A 16,003-nucleotide genomic window follows, 5' to 3' on the forward strand; every position below is an offset into this window, starting at 1 on the left:
GGCCGCTTACGAAGGGCGCGGGTCTTCGCACTCGGGAGGCGCGAACAGCGGTTTCTTCTCGACGCTCGGGGCAGCGTCCCGGTGCTGGCCGGCGCCTGCTTCTTCGGCTGTGAACACGGGAAGGTATTCCGCGATGAACGAGAAGGCGCAGAAGCCCACGGCCGTGATGCCGAGCATGATGAAGATCTCGATGATGGACGGGAAATAGGTTTGGCTCGGATAGCGCTCCAGCCCGGTGATGGCCGTGTTCATCCGGTTGAAGGCGAAACCCAGCACCACCATCAAGCTCGCGTAATAGAGGCCCGTCTGCGAAGTCCTGACCTTCTCGAAGATCAGCAGGGCGAAGGGGATCACGAATCCGACCAGCAGCTCGGCGTAGAACGCCACGCTGTAGTAGGTCAGGGTGGTCAGGTCGTGGAGCGCGCCCCGGGTCAGGAGGTCCTGGATCCGCACCACGAAGTAGACCGCCAGCGCCAGGGCGATGGCCTTGGCGAGGTTGGCCCGGAGCCGGGTGGGCAGGAAGGGCCGTCCGTTCCTGGAGAAGATGAGCGACTCCAGGACGACCATCGAAAGCCCGGACGCGATGCACGAGATGAAGAAGAGGACGGGAAGCAGGGGTGTGTACCAGAGCGCATGGAGGCGGTTCGGGACGATCAGGTAGAGCGATCCGAACGAGGACTGGTGCAAGGTCGACAGCAGGACGCCGAAGATCATGAACGGCAGGGACACGGCGTGGATCCACTTGATGGGTGAATGGATGTTGAATTTCTCGAGGATGATGGGCGCGAATTCCAGCGACAGCACCGTGGTGTAGAGCATCAGGCACCAGCTGATCTCGCACATGACGGAGTGGGGATTCCACATGACCAGCGGATGCCAGAAGTGATCCGGCCGCCCCAGGTCGATGATCAGCACCAGGACCACGAGGAGGTACCCGATGAAGGCCGTCAGAATGGCGGGCCGGACGATGGGCTCGTATTCCTTGGCGTGGAAGAGATGGACGGCAGCCACGATCGTGAAGCCCGATGCGGCTAGGCCGATCCCCAGGAAGTCGAAGCCGATCCAGAGGCCCCACGGGAATTCGTCGCTCAGGTTGGTGGTCGCGCCGAGCCCGAGGGCGAAGCGCGCCACGGCGGCGAGGGCCCCGGCCAGGATGAGGATGATGGCGATGGGCCGCCACCCGGTGACATGCGGCACGCTCAGGGTTTTCATTCGTCGTCCTCGCGCTCTGGGTCGTTTCCGTTCTTAAGGGACGATTCGTAGGCCTGCACCTCGGCGCGCCGGTTGGTGATCCACCAGACACCCGCCAGCAGGACGCCCCCCACGGAAAGCACATTGGGGACCTTGGACAGGGCGCTCATCGTCAACATGGGCATGGGGGCCTTCCCCAGCCGCGAATCAAAGCCCAACTGTTCGAAGGGAACGGGGCTCAGATACAGCATCGAGGTGCCGCCGACATCCTGTTCACCGTAGATCCGAGGCACATATTTCCCCGGCTCGGCCGTGATCCTGCGAGCCGCTTCGGCCAGCAGCTCGTCGCGGTCGCCGAATTTCGTGGCCCCCGTGGGGCAGGCCTCGGCGCAGGCCGTCTGCCGCCCGCTCGCGATCCGGGACGGACAGAACTTGCACTTGCGGATGGATGGTTTGGTGCTGCTCCACTCGTATTTGGGAACATGGAACGGGCAGGCCTGGAGGCAATAGCGGCAGCCGATGCATTTTTCGCCATCGTATGACACCGGGCCGGTGCTGGATTTGGTGAGCGCGCCAACGGGGCAGACCGATACGCATGTGGGCACATCGCAGTGCTGACACATACGGCGAACATAAAGGTCGTTGTACTTGTCGAGTGCGGTGTAGGCCGTGAGTGAAAGGTATTTCTCCTCTTGGGGCGGAAGCCCGTTTTCTTCTTTGCATCCCGCCTGGCAGGCGTTGCAGCCAACGCAGAGGGAGATGTCAATCAACATGGCCTTTTTGCTGGTCATGGGCCGGTCCGATCAGGAGATTTGTTCAAAATAAAAGATGATTTGAAAAGAGTTAAAAACAACTGCGAATCACATAGGTCAAGTTGCGTACCAAAAAAAAAGAACCACAAATGGAGGCATCATCTCGTTTCAAGGATTGGAGTTGGGGCTTCCCTGACCGGGCCTATGGGTGAGGCCGCCACGCCGCTGCCCACCGCGCCATGGCGCGGAACCGTCAAATGCGACGGGTGCGGTGGTGGCCGCGGCGGAGGAAGGCCGTCGAGAAAATTTAGGGAGATGTGTCATTCGGGGGGTTCCCTTGGGAGGGAAAGGCCTACATTCATTAATGACCGTTGAGTAATCAACGGATCTGTTGAGGCATTGATGCTTACGCAGACTGCCCCCTACACCATCCGCCGAGCCGTCAGAGCCGAGGCTGGGATCCGGTCGGAGGTGATCCAGGTGAAAAAGCGTAGGCTTTTCTCAGCGCATGTTTCCGCGCTCCTATTGAAGCGCGCAGAGATAAACGCCATCCTGGACACCACGCCGAATGCCGTTTTCATCTTCACCAGGGACGGCATCACCCGCTGCAACAACGCTGCCGTGCGGATGCTCGGCGTCGCGTCCATCAACGAGCTGCGGAGCCGGTACGGCAGGAGGGGCGAGGGATTCCTGCTGCGATGGCCGAAGAACCTGCTCCCTCTCCGTGAAGATGAGCACCCGGTCACGCGGGCCTTCAAGGGCGAAAAGGTGACGGAGATTCTGCTGGCCGTTCACGCCGGAACCGGGGAAGAGATCACGGTGCGGGCGACGGCGGCGCCGATCCTGGCGAAGGGAAAGATCATCGGCGCGGTCAGCATCCACTCGGACATCACCTGGGGGAAGCGGATCTGCCCGTGCCCGGCCGCGGCCGATCCGGGCAGCGATCTCCTCACGCAGGAGATGGCCCTCCGGCGGCAGGCGGAAAATGATCTGCACAAAGCCAAAGTGGAAGTGCAGGCGCTGAAGGACCGCATCCAGTCCGCGGACATCTATCCGTTCCACGAGATCAATCACACCTATCACTTCGGCGAAGTGATCGGACATAGCCGCTGCCTGGAAAATGTGTTCTTCCGCGTCGAGGCCGTGGCGCCGCAGGATTCGACGGTGCTGCTCCTCGGGGAAACGGGCACCGGCAAGGGATTGGTGGCGCGCGCCATCCACAACCGCAGCCTGCGGAAGAACCGCCCGCTCGTCATGGTCAATTGCACGGCACTCCCCGCAAGCCTCATCGAAAGCGAACTGTTCGGGCGGGAGAAGGGGGCGTTCACGGGGGCCAGCGCGCAGCAGCTGGGCCGCTTCGAGATGGCCGACAAGGGGACCATCCTGCTGGACGAGATCGGGGACCTGCCCTTCGAGCTGCAGGCCAAGCTGCTGCATGTGATCCAGGACGGCGAATTCAGCCGGCTGGGAAGTTCCAGGACCGTGAAGGTGGATGTCCGCATCATCGCGGCCACCAACCGGGATCTCTACGAGGAGATGCGGCTGGGGCGGTTCCGCGAGGACCTGTTCTACCGGCTCAACATCTTCCCCATCACCATTCCGCCGCTCCGGGACCGGCGAGAGGACATCCCCCTGCTCGTGGAGTATTTCCTGGAGAAGTTCAATCGCAAGCTCGGCAAGAACATCCGGAATGTCACGAGCGAAACCATGGACCGCCTCATGGCACACGCCTGGCCCGGCAATGTCCGGGAACTGGAAAGCGTGATCGAGCGGGCCGCGATCGTCTCGCAGGGCGCGACCCTTCAGGTGCTGGATCGCTTCGCTCCGGGTCCGGGCCGGGGCCAGGATGAGGTTCAAGAGCAGGGCGGGACCCGAGCTCTGGTGGAACTGGAGCGCGACTACATCAGCCAGGTGTTGCGCAGAACCAACTGGCGGATCGAGGGGAACAACGGAGCCGCCCACATCCTCGGCATCAATCCGAGCACCCTCCGCGGCCGAATGCGCAAAGAAGGCATCCGTCGTCCTTGACCAGAAGCGTCCGTCACATTTGACGATTCCGTTTCATGGCGCGGTGGGCTGCGTCGGGCCGCCGGATCGCCGCCCGGGGCCCTGCTGGCCAATACCAGTCTATTGAGCGAAATACGGATCGCCGTATTCTCTGGTGCGCTTTGGCATGTGACTTGAACCCTTCCATGCGAGATGAAGCCATTCGAATGACGCCGCTTCAGAACCGGGAGTGGGCGCTGACCTTCCCTGCATCGAGAGAGCGGCGAGGGGCCGCGAGGAAAGGGGCCGATCATGCACACCTCCGAAAAAACGCCTCTGCCCCCCGCGGCGATCTCATCGAGTCGAAGGGCCGATCTCGAACGGTTCGAAGCGCAGCTGGCGGAATGGACCGCTCTGATCGGCCAGTACCGGGCCGCCGCGAGACGGGCGGAGGCTCGGGTCAGGCTGGTGCTGGACCGCATCACGGATGACCTGCAGCTGCGGAGAAACGAGGCCAGCGCCCAGGTCCTGCGACTGAAAAGCGCCACCGACGCCGAGTGGGAGCCTGAGCGGGAGCGGTTGGAGCGCTCCTGGCAGGTCATCCAGTCCTCCTTCCGGAGGGCCGAGGGCCGGTTTTGAGGCGGGCGCCGGCCCTGGTTGAGCACCCGAAGGCACCCTCTCAGCGGTGGGCGTCCTCTTGCCGGAACAACCGCCAGGCGACGCTGCCCAGCACCAGAAGGGCCAATCCGGCCACCCAGGGCATCCAGGGCCGGGCGCGCTGGTCGGCGCCGATGCGGTGGGGGATTCCCTGGTCGTCGGGCTCGCGGGGGCCCAGGGTGAGGGGCGCGGTGGCGGCCAGGATACGGACGGAGGGCAGGGCGCCGAGGCTGCCGGGGGCGGGTTTGGCCTCGCCGCCGAGGTGCAGGACATAGGTCCGGCCCGCTTCCGCCGGGAAGATCAGGGTCTGCCGCCGAACGAGGAACCGCACGCTCTGGGGCGCGGCGCCCTCGGGCAGGCTCACCGTGAGCGTCCTGGCCAGCCCCGGCGTCAGGGCGATGCGGCTGGACTTCGTGCCGAGGGCCGGAAGGTTCCACACCAGGTCCTGGCAGGCCCAGTCGCGTCTCGATTCGGGTCCGTCCCCGAGGCGGATCTCGGGATGAAGGGGGGCCGCCGGGGGCGCCAGCACGAGATCCAGGCCCACCACGCGTTCGGTGTCCGGCAGGGTCAGGCGCCAGGTGCGCGGCTGGCCGGGCTCAGGCGCGAGGGTCCCCTCGAGGGCCAGCTCGGCTTCCAGGGCCTCGGGCCGCGTCTCGGCGTAGGCCTGCACGCGGCGGATGTGCGGGGCCGTTCCCTGGGAGGCGAGGAGGGTGAGGCGGTAGCGGTGGCCATCCCAGGGAAGGTTGAGGGTGCGGCGGCTGCCGGAGGGGGACAGATCATAGAGGTGGAGCGGCGCGGCGGGATCGTAGGTGATGAAGGCGCCTCCCCGGCCCCCGTCCTCGACCCGGCGTTCCGCTTGGACCTGGGTCACCCAGGGCGCCTGGCCCTCAAGATCGAGGTCGAGCCTGAGGGTCTCCCGCTCGCCCACTTTCCACCCTTCGGGCAGCCGCAGCGAGAACTCTGCCGTGGGCTGGCCCGCGGCGTTCCTGCCGGTGAGGAGGTTTTCCATGGGCAGGGGCCGCGTGTCCCACAGGCCCTCGCGGGCCTCCAGGAAGGGGATGCTCCTGCCGGCCTCGTCGCCGATCCAGGCACCCTTCATCTGCCGCTGGGCTTCGGCATCCAGGGAGAGCCGCGCCCAGCCGCTGCTGGGGGAAGGGGCCATGGAGCGGCGGTTCAAGGCCGCGCGATCCTCCCGGGCGCAGGCGAGGCCCAGGCTCAGGCCAAGGCCCACCAGCCGCAGGGCGGTTCGGTTCCAGGAGGCGGGGCTCATGACGGCTCCCCGGTGCGCTTGCGGTTCGCGAGGATGGCCGCGGCCATGCCGATGCCGCCCACGCCCAGGAAGGCGAGGGCGCGCAGCGGGGTATCGGCGTGGTCGAGGTCCGAGGCGATGAGCTTGAGGCTGGCGAGGCCCATCCAGGCATAGCCGGCGATCATCAGCGCGCGCCGGGCCTCGTCGCGGTGGCCCAGGCTGCGCATCCACTGCCAGGCGCCGGAAAGGGCCCACACCAGCGTCATGGTGATGGAGGCGGCGCGGGAGGGCCCCCAGCCCAGGGCCGTGGGCGTCTGCAGGTGCTGGACGAGCCGGGCGGCCTCGAAGGCCAGGGTCACATTGGCGGTCACTTCCAGGGCCAGGAACGAGATCAGGCCCAAGGGGCCGCCGCGCCGGGTGAGCAGCCACCAGGCCGCCGAGGCGAGGGCGCCCTCCGCGAAGGCGGGATTGAGGAAGGGCGTCATGGCGCGGGTGTGGAACAGGAAGCCATCGAGGCCGTGGAAGGCCCACCGCAGCGTGGTCAGCAGCGCCAGGGCCGCCGCCAGCCAGCGCAGGGCAGTGGCCTCCTCGGCGTAGTCGCCCTCCTCGGCCTTCAGGGAGGCCCAGGCCAGGCCCAGGGCGAAGGTGCCCCAGAGCGGTCCGACCCAGCGCCAGGCCAGGGCCACGGGCACGGCCAGGGCCAGGTGTCCGGCGGCGAGGGCCAGCAGGCCCCAGTCCGCCCGGCGGCTTTCCATGCGGGCTCGCAGCGGCTGCACCAGGGCGAGGTTCAGCGCGGCCACGGCAAGCACGGGCAGGGCGAAGGTCTCGGGTGCAAGCCCCAGGCGCTTCCACAGCAGCCAGGCATAGGAGGTGGCCAGCATCGAGGCCACGAGCCAGAGTGCGGTCGGCGTACCGGGCTTTTCCTCGCGGCCCGGGAGCCAGGCCCAGAGGCCCGCGAGGACCAGGTGGAGGCCCAGTAGCAGGGCGAGGGAGGTCGCATCCGCCTTCTGCACCTCGGCACAGGCGGGCAGGAGCAGGAGCCAGACGCCGAGGAGGGCCGTCCAGCGGGTCCCATGCCACGAGGCGCCGGTGCGGGAGAGGTAGGGCACGGCCAGAGACGCGGCCATGAGCACGGCGAGATACGCGGCCAGGGCCACTTCGTGGTGACCGCCCTGGCTGAAGACCAGGGGCGCCGCCAGGCCGGAGGCCAGCGCCACGGTGAGTGCGCCGCCGCTGGCGCTCCGGGCGGCGAGTCCGCCCGCGAGCAGCGTGACGAGGGCCGCGGCCGCGAGGCCCAGGGGCGCGGCGTAGAAGTGGTATTCCATGGCCCCGGCCCGGAAGGTGAACTGCAGGGTGCCCAGGCCCGCCAGCAGCAGGGCCACGCCCAGGCGGCGGCTGTCACCCAGGATCAGTTTCGCGGCCAGGGCGGAGATGGCGCCGCCCGCCAGGAGACCCAGGATGAAGCGAAGCTCCGCTCCCACCCAGCCTTGCTGGATGGCCCAGCGGAAGAAGAAGATCGCCCCGAAGAGGAAGATGGCCGCCCCGATGCCCGCGATCCAGACCACCGGGGACAGTTCCTTCCGGGGTGCGGCGGGGCGAGGCGCGGCCGGGGCGGTCGGTCGTGCAGGCGTCGGCGCGGCCGGCGCCTGCTGTCGCTGGAGGAGCCAGGCCACCTGGGCCTCCAGGCGGGCCACCCGCTCGGCAAGCTCCTGCGAACCGGCGTGATCCTTCGAGGCGTCGGGATCCATGATGTCTCCATACGGAAGCGTATGGAATCATGGAGCCGGAGGCCGAACCCTGTCAAGCGGCCCTGAGGGAATTACCCGACGACCCGATTCCGGCCTTCGGCCTTGGCCTGGTAGAGGTTCTTGTCGGCCCGGGACAGCATCCGCTCCACGGTGTCCTCGGGCCCTTCCCAGCTGGTGAGGCCGATGCTCAGGGTGACGCGGTCCGAGGCCGGCAGGCCCGGGATGGGCTCGAGGGCCACCTGCTCCCGGAGCCGGTTCGCCAGCGCGCGGACGCCGTCCAGGTCCGTCTGGGGGCCGTAGGCGAGGAACTCCTCGCCGCCGATCCGCCCGAGCTGGTCCACCTTCCGTAGCCCGAACGACATGCGCTGGGCCATGACGCTGAGCACCTGGTCGCCGGCGGCGTGGCCGAAGCGGTCGTTCACGGATTTGAAGTGGTCGAGGTCGATGAGCATCAGCGCCAGGTTCTGCCCGAAGCGGCCGCACTGGTCGACTTCCATGTCGAGCATGTCGAGGATGTGGCGCCGGTTGTACAGGCCCGTGAGGGGATCGCGGATGGCCTGGTGGTACAGGCGCAGGCGGGAATCCTCCAGGCTGAGCAGGCGGCCCAGTTCCTCGGCGGCGATCTCGAAGAGCCGCTCGTAGTCTTCGGCGGCCCGGCGCTCCGTGAGGAAGCCCAGGGCGCTCACCGCAGGATGTCCGGGCGTGACGGCCGGCAGCACGCGGAGGACCGGGTCCCGCAGGCTGCGGCGGCGTTCCTCGTCGTCGGCCACCGGGTGCCAGTGGCACTCCCCGTTGGTGTCGGCCAGGGTGTGTTGCCGGATGGCCTTCTCGAGGTCGCGGCGGTCCTCCTCGCTGGCGGAGGAACCGTGGACGCCGTAGCACCAGGTCCCATCCTCGCCGAGGTAGGCCACCAGGAGGGCCCCGGGCAGCACGAGCTCCTGGAGGATCTCGATGAAGCCCCGGATCAGCCGGAGGGTGTCGTGCTCGGCGGTGTAGAGCCGGGCGATGGAGTCGCGCAGGGCCGTTTCCACCAGGCGCTGCTCCAGGGCCTGGGCCAGGCGGCGCTGGATGGCGTCCACGCCGAAGTTCTCCTGGGCGAGGCGGGGCACCGTATGGGCGGCACGGGGCCGTTCCGACTGCTCCACCAGGGCGGCGGCGGCCTCCACCACATGATCCAGGTCCCGCCCCTTCACCAGGAACCGGTCCGCGCCGCAGGTCTTGGCCCAGAAGCGGGCCAGCCCGGCCCCCTGGGCCGTGAGCAGGAGCACCGGCAGGTGGCGGGTGGCGCGGTCGTCCTTCAGCAGGCGGCAGAGCTGGTAGCCGTCGAGCAGGGGCATGACGCAGTCGCTGACCACCACATCCGGGGACTCGGTGGCCAGGATGATGAGGGCCTCCGCCCCGTTCTTGGCTTCCAGCGTGGTGTGCCCATGGCGTTGGAAGAGGTGGCGCAGCAGGCTCAACTGGATGGGATTGTCATCCACCAGGAGGACCTGGAGCGCCTTGGAATCCTTCGGAAGGGCAGTCGTCATAGCTTCCAGTATCGATGATTTCCGGAAAGAGCATGAACCCTGGCGCCGACGAGGGCTGGCCGGACCGTGGGATGCTGAGGTTGGAGGGTGTCCCATCATGGCGGGCGCAGGCGGAAAGCGACAGAGGAGGGGGGGCCGGTGGACGCGCCTCTGATCCTGGCCCTGGGCCGCGCCTGGCTGCGTGAGAGGGGCGAGGTCCCCGTGGAGGCCGTGTGGGCGTCGAACCGGGCGCTGGGGCTGCGCTGGGCCGGCCGGAAGGGGGCGGAAGGCTGGGTGCTGCTGCTCCAGCCGAAACCGGAACTCTGGCTCCTGGATACCGCCCACCCGGCCTGGGTGCGCCTCCAGGCCGAGGCCATCCGGGACAGTGGCAAGCTCTGGGGGCCCTGGTTCCAGGGGGCCCGGCTGAGGGCTGTGGAGGGGGATCCGCGCGAACGCTGGATGGGGCTCTCCTTCCAGCGGCGGGCGATCACCGGGCGGCTGGAGACGCTGCGCCTGGCCTATCAGGCCATCCCGGGCCGCGCCGGCATCCGCGTGGATGGCCAGGATGTGCAGGTCCCCCGGCTGGGCCTGGGCTCCCCCTTTCCCCTCGCGGCTCCCGAACCCGCCGGGGAGGATCCGCCCCCTCTCCGCCGCTGGCGGGAACGCTGGGGCGCGGACTTCGACCGGGCGCTGTCGGGGGAGATTCCCGAGGTCATGGAAGGCGAGGGCGGGCTGCTCGCGCGGCACCGGGTCTGGTCCGAGGCCCGGGCCGAGGCGCTGATCCTGGGGCCCGCCAAGGCGGCCGTGGAGCGGACACGCCAGGCCGAGGCGGCGCGCCTGGAACGCCTGGGCCTGGCCTTGGCCCGGGATCGGGCGCGCCACCAGGCGAGCCTGCCGCTGAAGCGCCAGGCCCAGCAGATCTCCGCCGAGCTCTACCGGCTCAAGGGGGTCACCCGGGAGGCGGTGCTGCTGGACGGCACGCGGATCCCGCTGCCAGAGGGTGCCCAGGCCGAGGATGCGGCCCAGGTCTGGTTCGCGGCCGCCAAGAAGGCCGAGCGGGGCCTGGCCCGGCTGAACGAGCTGGAAGCGGAGCTCGTGCGGGAGCGGGCGGCCTGGGCGAAACGGGCGGAACGGGAGGCCGGGGGTCTTGCACCGGAACCGCCCTCCGCGAGACAACCAAAGGGCATGGGCACCGCCAAAGGCGGCGGCCTGGCGAAAGCGAAGGGGACGAAGCGGATGCAGGCGGAGAACAAGCGCAAGGACGGCAAGGGCGCGGCCTTCCGCAGCGTCATGGTGGACGGGTTCGAGGTGTTCATCGGCAAGGGCGATGCCGAGAACGATCAGCTCACCTTCAAGGTGGCCGACAACGCCGACTTCTGGCTGCATGTGGCCAGCGTGCCCGGCAGCCATGTCGTCATCCGGAACCCCGACAAGCTGAGCGAGCTGCCGAGGACCGTGATCGAACGCGCCGCGGAGCTGGCGGCCTACCACAGCAAGGCGCGGGAGGGCGGCAAGGTGGAGGTCCACCTCGCCCGCATCGCCGACATCAGCAAGCCCCGCGGCTACGCACCCGGGAAGGTGATCCTCAAGAAGTGGACGGGCATCCGCGTCTATCCCAAGCCGTAACCCGAACCGAAGCCGCGCGGGCCGGGTGGGAGCGGGGTCTCGCGTATCGTCACAGGCGATGCCGAGAGGAAGTGGACAGGTATCCGTCTACCCCAAGCCATAGCTGGATCCTGCCCGGTGCTATTCCACCTTCACGGCGAAGGGCTTCATGCCGGCTTTCGTGAGCTTGGCGGCGGCCTTGTCCATGGCGGCGCGGTCGGCGGGTTTCGCCAGGCGCACCTTCACCTGGCCCTTGTCCTTCAGGGTGGTGGTGGCGAAGCCCGCGGCCTTGGCTTTGTCGGCCACCCGCTTGGCCTCCGCCGGGTCGGCGGTGGCCACCAGCTGGAGCGTCCAGACGCCTCCCGCCTCGGCGGGCTTCGTCTCAGGGTTCGGTTCGTCCCGGAGGGGAGCGGTGGCATCGACCTTCGGTGTGGGTACCAGCTTGTCGGGGCCGTCGCCCTCGAAGATCTTGAGCTGGTCCACCAGCGGTTCGGGCAGGTCCTTCAATTCCTCCTCGACGCCTTTCTGGAGGGGGCGGCGCAAGGCCGCGCTCTGCTTGCCCACCTGCACGCCCAGGACGAAGGCGAGGGTCAGCAGGCCCACGCCCACGCCGGCCACCCAGAGGATGGACTGGCTGCCGATGCTGATCTGATCGCGGGTCGTCATGGCCGATCCAGCCTAACGCCTTCGAGGAGCGCCGCGAACTGGGCCCCGGAACTGGCGGGGGCGGTGACGAGCACCTGCTCCGCGGGCTCCAGGAGGGCGGCGGCCAGCAGCTGACCGCCCGACCCGCCGAACTCGCCCCAGAGCACCTTGGGATGGAGGGTAGCGGGCCACCGGGGGTGTGCCCCGGCCAGCCGCGACTCCAGGGCGTCGAGGCGCCGCAGGCCGTTGCTGCCGCCGATCCGCCGGGCCACGGCGCGGTCGCCCAGGGCCAGGGCCGCCCGGGCCAGGGCCTCGGCCCGCTCCTCTTCCCCGTCTCCGGGGGTGGACCGGCAGGCCAGCCCGCGCAGGGTCCCCCGGGGGCGGGCGCCCCGGGCCTCCGCGCGGGATCGGGTCTCGAGCAGGAAGGCCTGTGCCCCCTCGCCCGGCAGGAAGCCCTGGTTGGAGCCCGGAACGGGATCTCCATGGCGGTTCAGCAGCCGGGCGCCCCGGCAGATGTCGAGGAGCAGAGGGAAGAGGCCATCCGTGCCGAGGACCAGCGCGGCGTCGGCGAGCCCGGTGCGGAGCCAGCGGCCCGCCTGTTCCAGGGCCGTGAACGCGGCGTTCTCCCGGTCCACGAAGGTGGCGCTGGGGCCCTTCAATCCGAAGGCGAGGGCCAGGTGGCCGCTGGCGGCGTTGGCGACGCAGTTGGGAAAGACCATGGGCGAGGCGCCCTCAGGCCCCCGCTGGAGGTAGGGCCGCATGAAGGCCTCGCTGGCCTCGCTGCCGCCCGTGAGGGTGCCCACGGCCACGGCGATGCGCTCACCCCCACCCCCCGTGTCCGCCTTCGGATCGAGTCCCGCGTCCAGGAAGGCCTGGTGGGCGGCCACCCAGGCGAAGCGCGAGGCCCGGTCCAGGCGCCGCAGCTGCATGGGCGGGATGATGCCCGTGGGGTTGAAGGCGGTACAGGCCGCGCCGCGCCCCTGGCCCAGGGCCTCCGGCAGGTCCGCGAAGCAGGGCTCGCCCGAGGCCAGGCTGGCGCGGGCCGGGCCGAGGCCATCCCCGCAGGGCAGGACCAATCCCAAGCCGGTGATGACGAGGTCGGTCCGAGCGGAACTCAAGAGCCCTCCCAGCGCGCCAGCAGGAGGCTCACATTGTTGCCCCCGAAGGCGAAGGCATTCACCAGGGCGGCGCGGATCCGCCGTTCCTTCGCCGACAGCGGGGTGCAGTCCAGATCGCAGGCGGGATCGGGGTCGTCCAGGCGCAGGGTGGGGCTCACCACCTGGTCCCGCAGGGCCAGGATGGCAGTGCCGGCTCCGAAGGCCCCGGCCGCGCCCAGGGTGTGGCCGAACTGGCTCTTGGTGCTGGTGACCGAGACCGCCTCGGCCGCCGCGCCCAGGGCCCGGCGGATGGCCCGGCACTCGGCTCCGTCGTTGGCGGGGGTGGCGGTGCCGTGGGCCGAGACGAGATCCACGCCCGAAGGCTCGAGACCGCCCACGCGGAGGGCCATGGCGAGGGCCCGGGCGGCGCCCTCGCCTTCGGGGTGCGGCGCCGTGGGATGGTGGGCGTCCATGCTGGCGCCGTAGCCCAGCACCTCGGCGTAGATCGTCGCCCCGCGGGCCTTGGCGCGGTCCAGGGGCTCGAGGAGGATTTGCACGGCGCCCTCGCCCAGGTTCAGGCCCGCCCGGTCCCGGCTGAAGGGGCGGCACTTGCGGGCATCCACGGCCTTGAGGCTGGAGAAGCCGGCGTAGGTGGTGCGGCAGAGGCTTTCGGCGCCGCCGGCGAGGGCCAGGTCCAGCTCGCCTGCGGCGAGGCGCTCCCAGGCCTGACCCAGGGCCAGCAGGCTGGAGGAGCAGGCGTTCATGATGGTGCCCCGGGGCCCGGTGGCCCCCAGCCGGTTGGCCAGGGCATCGGTGACGGTGCAGGGGCTCTGGTAGGCGGGCCCCGTCGCCTGGCCGCGCCGGCCGGCGAGGCGGTCTTCCAGGTAGGCCTCCGCGATCGGCAATCCGCTGGTACCGGCGCCCTGGAAGACGCCGATCCGGGCGGGGTCGCCATCCGGCCGCAAGCCGTCCAGGGCCTCGTCCAGGGCCCGCAGGGCCATGCGGTCGCACAGGGTCTGATGCCGGGCGGGCTCCAGGGCCACCTGGCCGGCGATCTGGGCGGGCTCGGCGGGGAGGTCCAGCCGCGTGAGGCGGTCCAGGCCGTCTCGTCCCGCGAGCATGGCGGACCAGGTGCCCTCCCGATCCAGGGCCAGGGAGGAGACGATGCCGAGGCCCGTGACGACGACGCGGGAGCCGGTCATAGGCGCTTCACCAGCAGATGGGCGGTGCAGAGCTCCCGGCCCTCGCAGCTCACGGTGCCCTTGAGCTTCATCAGCCCGGCGAAGGCACCCTCGGGCGTCACTTCCAGGCGCAGCCGATCCCCCGGGAAGGCCGGGGTGCGGAAGCGGGCGTCCTGCACCCCGGCGAGGAAGATCGCCGCGCCATGCAGGGACTCGGCTTCCAGGAAACCCCCGGCCTGGGCCAGCATCTCCAGCAGCAGCACGCCGGGCACCAGGGGGCGCCCCTCGAAGTGGCCCTGGAGGTGGGGCTCGCCGTTGGTGACGAGTTTTTCCGCCACCACGCGCACGCCGGGCTCCCGCTCCAGGATCCGGTCCACCAGGAGGAAGGGATAACGATGCGGCAGGTGGGCCGGGATGTCGGTCGGGACGATGACCGGGACAGGGGCCGGGGCAGGGGTCATGGGGGGCTTCAGGCCTTGGTGTGCTCGGCGATGAAATCGGTCAGGGCCTGGACGGATTTGAAGGCCTTCATGCCCGCGGCTTCGTCCTCGATCTTCACCCCGAACACCTGCTCGATGCCCAGCACCAGCTCCAGGGCATCGATGGAATCGAGCCCCAGCCCCTCGCCGAAGAGGGGGGCCTGGTCCTCGATCTGATCTGGCGTCATCCCCTCCAGCTTCAATCGCTCGATGATCATCTCTTTGACGCGCAGCTTGAGGTCGCTCATGACAATCCCGGCAGAAGGGTGGAAAGGCCGATTCTATCCCTAACGGGAGGCCCCGGTGGGGTTGTGATATTGGCACGGTTTCCGGATCCGCAAAGAGCGCTAAGCTGGATCCTCGCGGAACCCTCCGCCCGAGAGCGCCATGGCCCATCCCGCATCGCCCTTCCTGCCGGTCCTGATCCTGCTGCTGGTCGCCGCCGTGGCGGCCATCGCCATCCTCTTCCTGTCGGGCAAGGTGCTGAGCCTGCTCAAGCCCGCCAACGCGCAGGAGGCCAAGCTCCGGCCCTACGAGTGTGGCGTGCCGCCCCTGCAGCAGGGCGCCCGGCACAAGTACTCCGTGAAGTTCTACCTCACGGCCATGCTCTTCATCCTGTTCGATGTGGAAGCGGCGTTCCTGCTGCCCTGGGCCGTGAACTTCAAGCATGCCCTGTGGACCTTCGGAGCCATGTTGAGCTTCATGGCCACCCTGCTGGTGGGCTTCATCTACGCCTGGGGCAAGGGCGCCTTCGAGTGGGAGCGCTGACGATGGCCGAGATGAACATCAACGACGCCGTGCTGACCACCCGCCTGGATGCGGTGGTGAACTGGGGTCGCAAGAACAGCCTCTGGCCCCTGCCCTTCGGGACCGCCTGCTGCGCCATCGAGTTCATGAGCATGCAGGCGTCCAAGTACGACATGAGCCGCTTCGGCGCCGAGGCCATGCGCTTCAGCCCCCGCCAGAGCGACATGCTGATGATCCTGGGCACCGTCACCAACAAGCTGGCCCCGGTGCTGCGCACGATCTACGCCCAGATGGCCGAACCCAAATGGGTGATCTCGCTGGGCGTCTGCGCCTCGTCGGGCGGCATGTACCGCACCTACGCCACCCTCCAGGGCGTGGACCGGGTGATCCCCGTGGATGTCTATGTCCCCGGCTGCCCGCCCCGGCCCGAAAGCATGCTCTATGGCGTGATGAAGCTGCAGGAGAAGATCGAGAAGGAATCGCTCTCCATGCGCAAGGATCACATCGCCCGCTTCTATGAAAGCCTGGCCCGGCAGGACGCCCTCCAGGCCGAAAAGGGCCTCACGAGCCAGCAGACCATCCGCGAAATGCTGATGGACGCCGCGGACCGCGGCGCGGGCACGATCTTCTAGGCGGGGCGGACCATGATCATCGAGCACATCGACGCACAGCTGCCGGGTACCGTCACGGACCGTCACGCCTTCCGGGGCGACCAGACCATCGTGGTGGCGAAGGAGAGCCTCCTGGCCCTGGTGGAGCTGCTCCACCGCGAGGGTTTCCAGCTGCTGGTGGACATCACGGCCGTGGACTGGCCGGAGCGGGCCGAAGCCCAGGGGCTGGCGCGCTTCGATGTGGTCTACCACTGGCTCAACCTGGCCAGCCAGGAGCGCCTCCGGGTGAAGGTGCCCGTGGCCGACGGCGAGACCGTGCCCAGCCTGACCGGCCGCTTCAAGACCGCCGACTGGTTCGAGCGCGAGATCTTCGACCTCTTCGGCATCGGCTTCGAGGGGCACCCCAACCTGAAGCGCCTGCTCACCTGGGACGACTTCCCGGGCCACGCCCTGCGCAAGGACTTCCCGCTGGATGGCGGGGACCCCTTCTGCATGGAAGGCTGCACGGCTCCCTACAACAACGGCGAACGGGCCTGAGGACACGACC

Annotated in this window: 16 protein-coding genes; 6 read left to right on the top strand and 10 right to left on the bottom strand. The window is 69.0% G+C overall.

What is annotated here, in order from left to right:
• Positions 1–6: 6 nt before the first annotated feature.
• On the bottom strand, positions 7–1,212 hold the full coding sequence (gene nrfD, locus QUD34_RS01225; RefSeq protein ID WP_286354766.1) for an NrfD/PsrC family molybdoenzyme membrane anchor subunit: 1,206 nt from the start codon (positions 1,210–1,212) through the stop codon (positions 7–9).
• The gene (locus QUD34_RS01230; protein ID WP_286354767.1) at positions 1,209–1,982 is read right to left on the bottom strand and encodes a 4Fe-4S dicluster domain-containing protein; all 774 of its coding nucleotides are present in this window, start codon (positions 1,980–1,982) and stop codon (positions 1,209–1,211) included. Before QUD34_RS01230 ends, nrfD begins: the two co-directional genes overlap by 4 nt.
• A 486-nt stretch (positions 1,983–2,468) precedes the next feature.
• Here QUD34_RS01230 and QUD34_RS01235 point away from each other — a divergent pair, with 486 nt between their 5' ends.
• Together QUD34_RS01235 and QUD34_RS01240 are read left to right on the top strand one after the other, a co-directional pair.
• Complete coding sequence (locus tag QUD34_RS01235; protein WP_286354768.1) at positions 2,469–3,971, top strand: sigma-54 interaction domain-containing protein; 1,503 nt, start codon at positions 2,469–2,471, stop codon at positions 3,969–3,971.
• A 270-nt stretch (positions 3,972–4,241) separates the two neighbouring features.
• A complete protein-coding gene (locus QUD34_RS01240; protein ID WP_286354769.1) occupies positions 4,242–4,568 on the top strand; it encodes a sll1863 family stress response protein in 327 nt (108 codons plus the stop codon).
• Between the two features lie 40 nt (positions 4,569–4,608).
• On the opposite strand, the gene QUD34_RS01245 is transcribed toward QUD34_RS01240, so the two are convergent.
• The 3 genes from QUD34_RS01245 to QUD34_RS01255 all read right to left on the bottom strand — a co-directional run bounded on the left by QUD34_RS01245 (position 4,609) and on the right by QUD34_RS01255 (position 9,112).
• Complete coding sequence (locus QUD34_RS01245) at positions 4,609–5,856, bottom strand: hypothetical protein (protein ID WP_286354770.1); 1,248 nt, start codon at positions 5,854–5,856, stop codon at positions 4,609–4,611.
• Positions 5,853–7,583 (bottom strand): DUF2339 domain-containing protein, encoded by a 1,731-nt coding sequence (locus tag QUD34_RS01250; protein ID WP_286354771.1) that lies wholly within the window; start codon positions 7,581–7,583, stop codon positions 5,853–5,855. The genes QUD34_RS01245 and QUD34_RS01250 overlap by 4 nt, the downstream gene beginning before the upstream one ends.
• Before the next feature lie 71 nt (positions 7,584–7,654).
• A complete protein-coding gene (locus tag QUD34_RS01255) occupies positions 7,655–9,112 on the bottom strand; it encodes a GGDEF domain-containing response regulator (protein ID WP_286354772.1) in 1,458 nt (485 codons plus the stop codon).
• A gap of 138 nt (positions 9,113–9,250) precedes the next feature.
• Here QUD34_RS01255 and QUD34_RS01260 point away from each other — a divergent pair, with 138 nt between their 5' ends.
• A complete protein-coding gene (locus tag QUD34_RS01260) occupies positions 9,251–10,717 on the top strand; it encodes an NFACT RNA binding domain-containing protein (RefSeq protein WP_286354773.1) in 1,467 nt (488 codons plus the stop codon).
• 120 nt (positions 10,718–10,837) lie between these two features.
• Here QUD34_RS01260 and QUD34_RS01265 read toward each other — a convergent pair whose 3' ends face one another.
• The 5 genes from QUD34_RS01265 to QUD34_RS01285 are packed head-to-tail and all read right to left on the bottom strand — an operon-like array spanning position 10,838 to position 14,346.
• Positions 10,838–11,362: an SPOR domain-containing protein gene (locus tag QUD34_RS01265; RefSeq protein WP_286354774.1), complete on the bottom strand. Its 525-nt coding sequence runs from the start codon at positions 11,360–11,362 to the stop codon at positions 10,838–10,840.
• Positions 11,359–12,459: a beta-ketoacyl synthase N-terminal-like domain-containing protein gene (locus tag QUD34_RS01270; RefSeq protein ID WP_286354775.1), complete on the bottom strand. Its 1,101-nt coding sequence runs from the start codon at positions 12,457–12,459 to the stop codon at positions 11,359–11,361. Before QUD34_RS01270 ends, QUD34_RS01265 begins: the two co-directional genes overlap by 4 nt.
• A complete protein-coding gene (locus QUD34_RS01275) occupies positions 12,456–13,640 on the bottom strand; it encodes a beta-ketoacyl-[acyl-carrier-protein] synthase family protein (protein ID WP_286354776.1) in 1,185 nt (394 codons plus the stop codon). The genes QUD34_RS01270 and QUD34_RS01275 overlap by 4 nt, the downstream gene beginning before the upstream one ends.
• The gene (gene fabZ, locus QUD34_RS01280) at positions 13,637–14,080 is read right to left on the bottom strand and encodes a 3-hydroxyacyl-ACP dehydratase FabZ (RefSeq protein ID WP_286354777.1); all 444 of its coding nucleotides are present in this window, start codon (positions 14,078–14,080) and stop codon (positions 13,637–13,639) included. The genes QUD34_RS01275 and fabZ overlap by 4 nt, the downstream gene beginning before the upstream one ends.
• A gap of 8 nt (positions 14,081–14,088) precedes the next feature.
• A complete protein-coding gene (locus tag QUD34_RS01285) occupies positions 14,089–14,346 on the bottom strand; it encodes a phosphopantetheine-binding protein (protein ID WP_286354778.1) in 258 nt (85 codons plus the stop codon).
• 139 nt (positions 14,347–14,485) lie between these two features.
• Here QUD34_RS01285 and QUD34_RS01290 point away from each other — a divergent pair, with 139 nt between their 5' ends.
• From QUD34_RS01290 to QUD34_RS01300, 3 genes are read left to right on the top strand one after another with little or no spacing between them, the layout of a single operon-like run.
• Positions 14,486–14,866, top strand: coding sequence for an NADH-quinone oxidoreductase subunit A (locus tag QUD34_RS01290; protein ID WP_286354779.1), 381 nt, complete (start codon positions 14,486–14,488; stop codon positions 14,864–14,866).
• A gap of 2 nt (positions 14,867–14,868) precedes the next feature.
• Positions 14,869–15,477, top strand: a complete 609-nt coding sequence (locus QUD34_RS01295; protein ID WP_309568513.1) for an NADH-quinone oxidoreductase subunit B — start codon at positions 14,869–14,871, stop codon at positions 15,475–15,477.
• A gap of 12 nt (positions 15,478–15,489) precedes the next feature.
• The gene (locus tag QUD34_RS01300; RefSeq protein WP_286354780.1) at positions 15,490–15,993 is read left to right on the top strand and encodes an NADH-quinone oxidoreductase subunit C; all 504 of its coding nucleotides are present in this window, start codon (positions 15,490–15,492) and stop codon (positions 15,991–15,993) included.
• Positions 15,994–16,003: the final 10 nt, after the last annotated feature.

Source organism: Geothrix oryzae (assembly GCF_030295385.1).
GTDB lineage: Bacteria > Acidobacteriota > Holophagae > Holophagales > Holophagaceae > Geothrix > Geothrix oryzae.

Coding starts and splice junctions, on each gene's coding strand:
- nrfD (WP_286354766.1), bottom strand. CDS start 1,212: ATGAAAACCCTGAGCGTGCCGCATGTCACCGGGTGGCGGCCCATCGCC.
- QUD34_RS01230 (WP_286354767.1), bottom strand. CDS start 1,982: ATGACCAGCAAAAAGGCCATGTTGATTGACATCTCCCTCTGCGTTGGC.
- QUD34_RS01240 (WP_286354769.1), top strand. CDS start 4,242: ATGCACACCTCCGAAAAAACGCCTCTGCCCCCCGCGGCGATCTCATCG.
- QUD34_RS01245 (WP_286354770.1), bottom strand. CDS start 5,856: ATGAGCCCCGCCTCCTGGAACCGAACCGCCCTGCGGCTGGTGGGCCTT.
- QUD34_RS01250 (WP_286354771.1), bottom strand. CDS start 7,583: ATGGATCCCGACGCCTCGAAGGATCACGCCGGTTCGCAGGAGCTTGCC.
- QUD34_RS01255 (WP_286354772.1), bottom strand. CDS start 9,112: ATGACGACTGCCCTTCCGAAGGATTCCAAGGCGCTCCAGGTCCTCCTG.
- QUD34_RS01265 (WP_286354774.1), bottom strand. CDS start 11,362: ATGACGACCCGCGATCAGATCAGCATCGGCAGCCAGTCCATCCTCTGG.
- QUD34_RS01275 (WP_286354776.1), bottom strand. CDS start 13,640: ATGACCGGCTCCCGCGTCGTCGTCACGGGCCTCGGCATCGTCTCCTCC.
- fabZ (WP_286354777.1), bottom strand. CDS start 14,080: ATGACCCCTGCCCCGGCCCCTGTCCCGGTCATCGTCCCGACCGACATC.
- QUD34_RS01285 (WP_286354778.1), bottom strand. CDS start 14,346: ATGAGCGACCTCAAGCTGCGCGTCAAAGAGATGATCATCGAGCGATTG.
- QUD34_RS01290 (WP_286354779.1), top strand. CDS start 14,486: ATGGCCCATCCCGCATCGCCCTTCCTGCCGGTCCTGATCCTGCTGCTG.
- QUD34_RS01295 (WP_309568513.1), top strand. CDS start 14,869: ATGGCCGAGATGAACATCAACGACGCCGTGCTGACCACCCGCCTGGAT.
- QUD34_RS01300 (WP_286354780.1), top strand. CDS start 15,490: ATGATCATCGAGCACATCGACGCACAGCTGCCGGGTACCGTCACGGAC.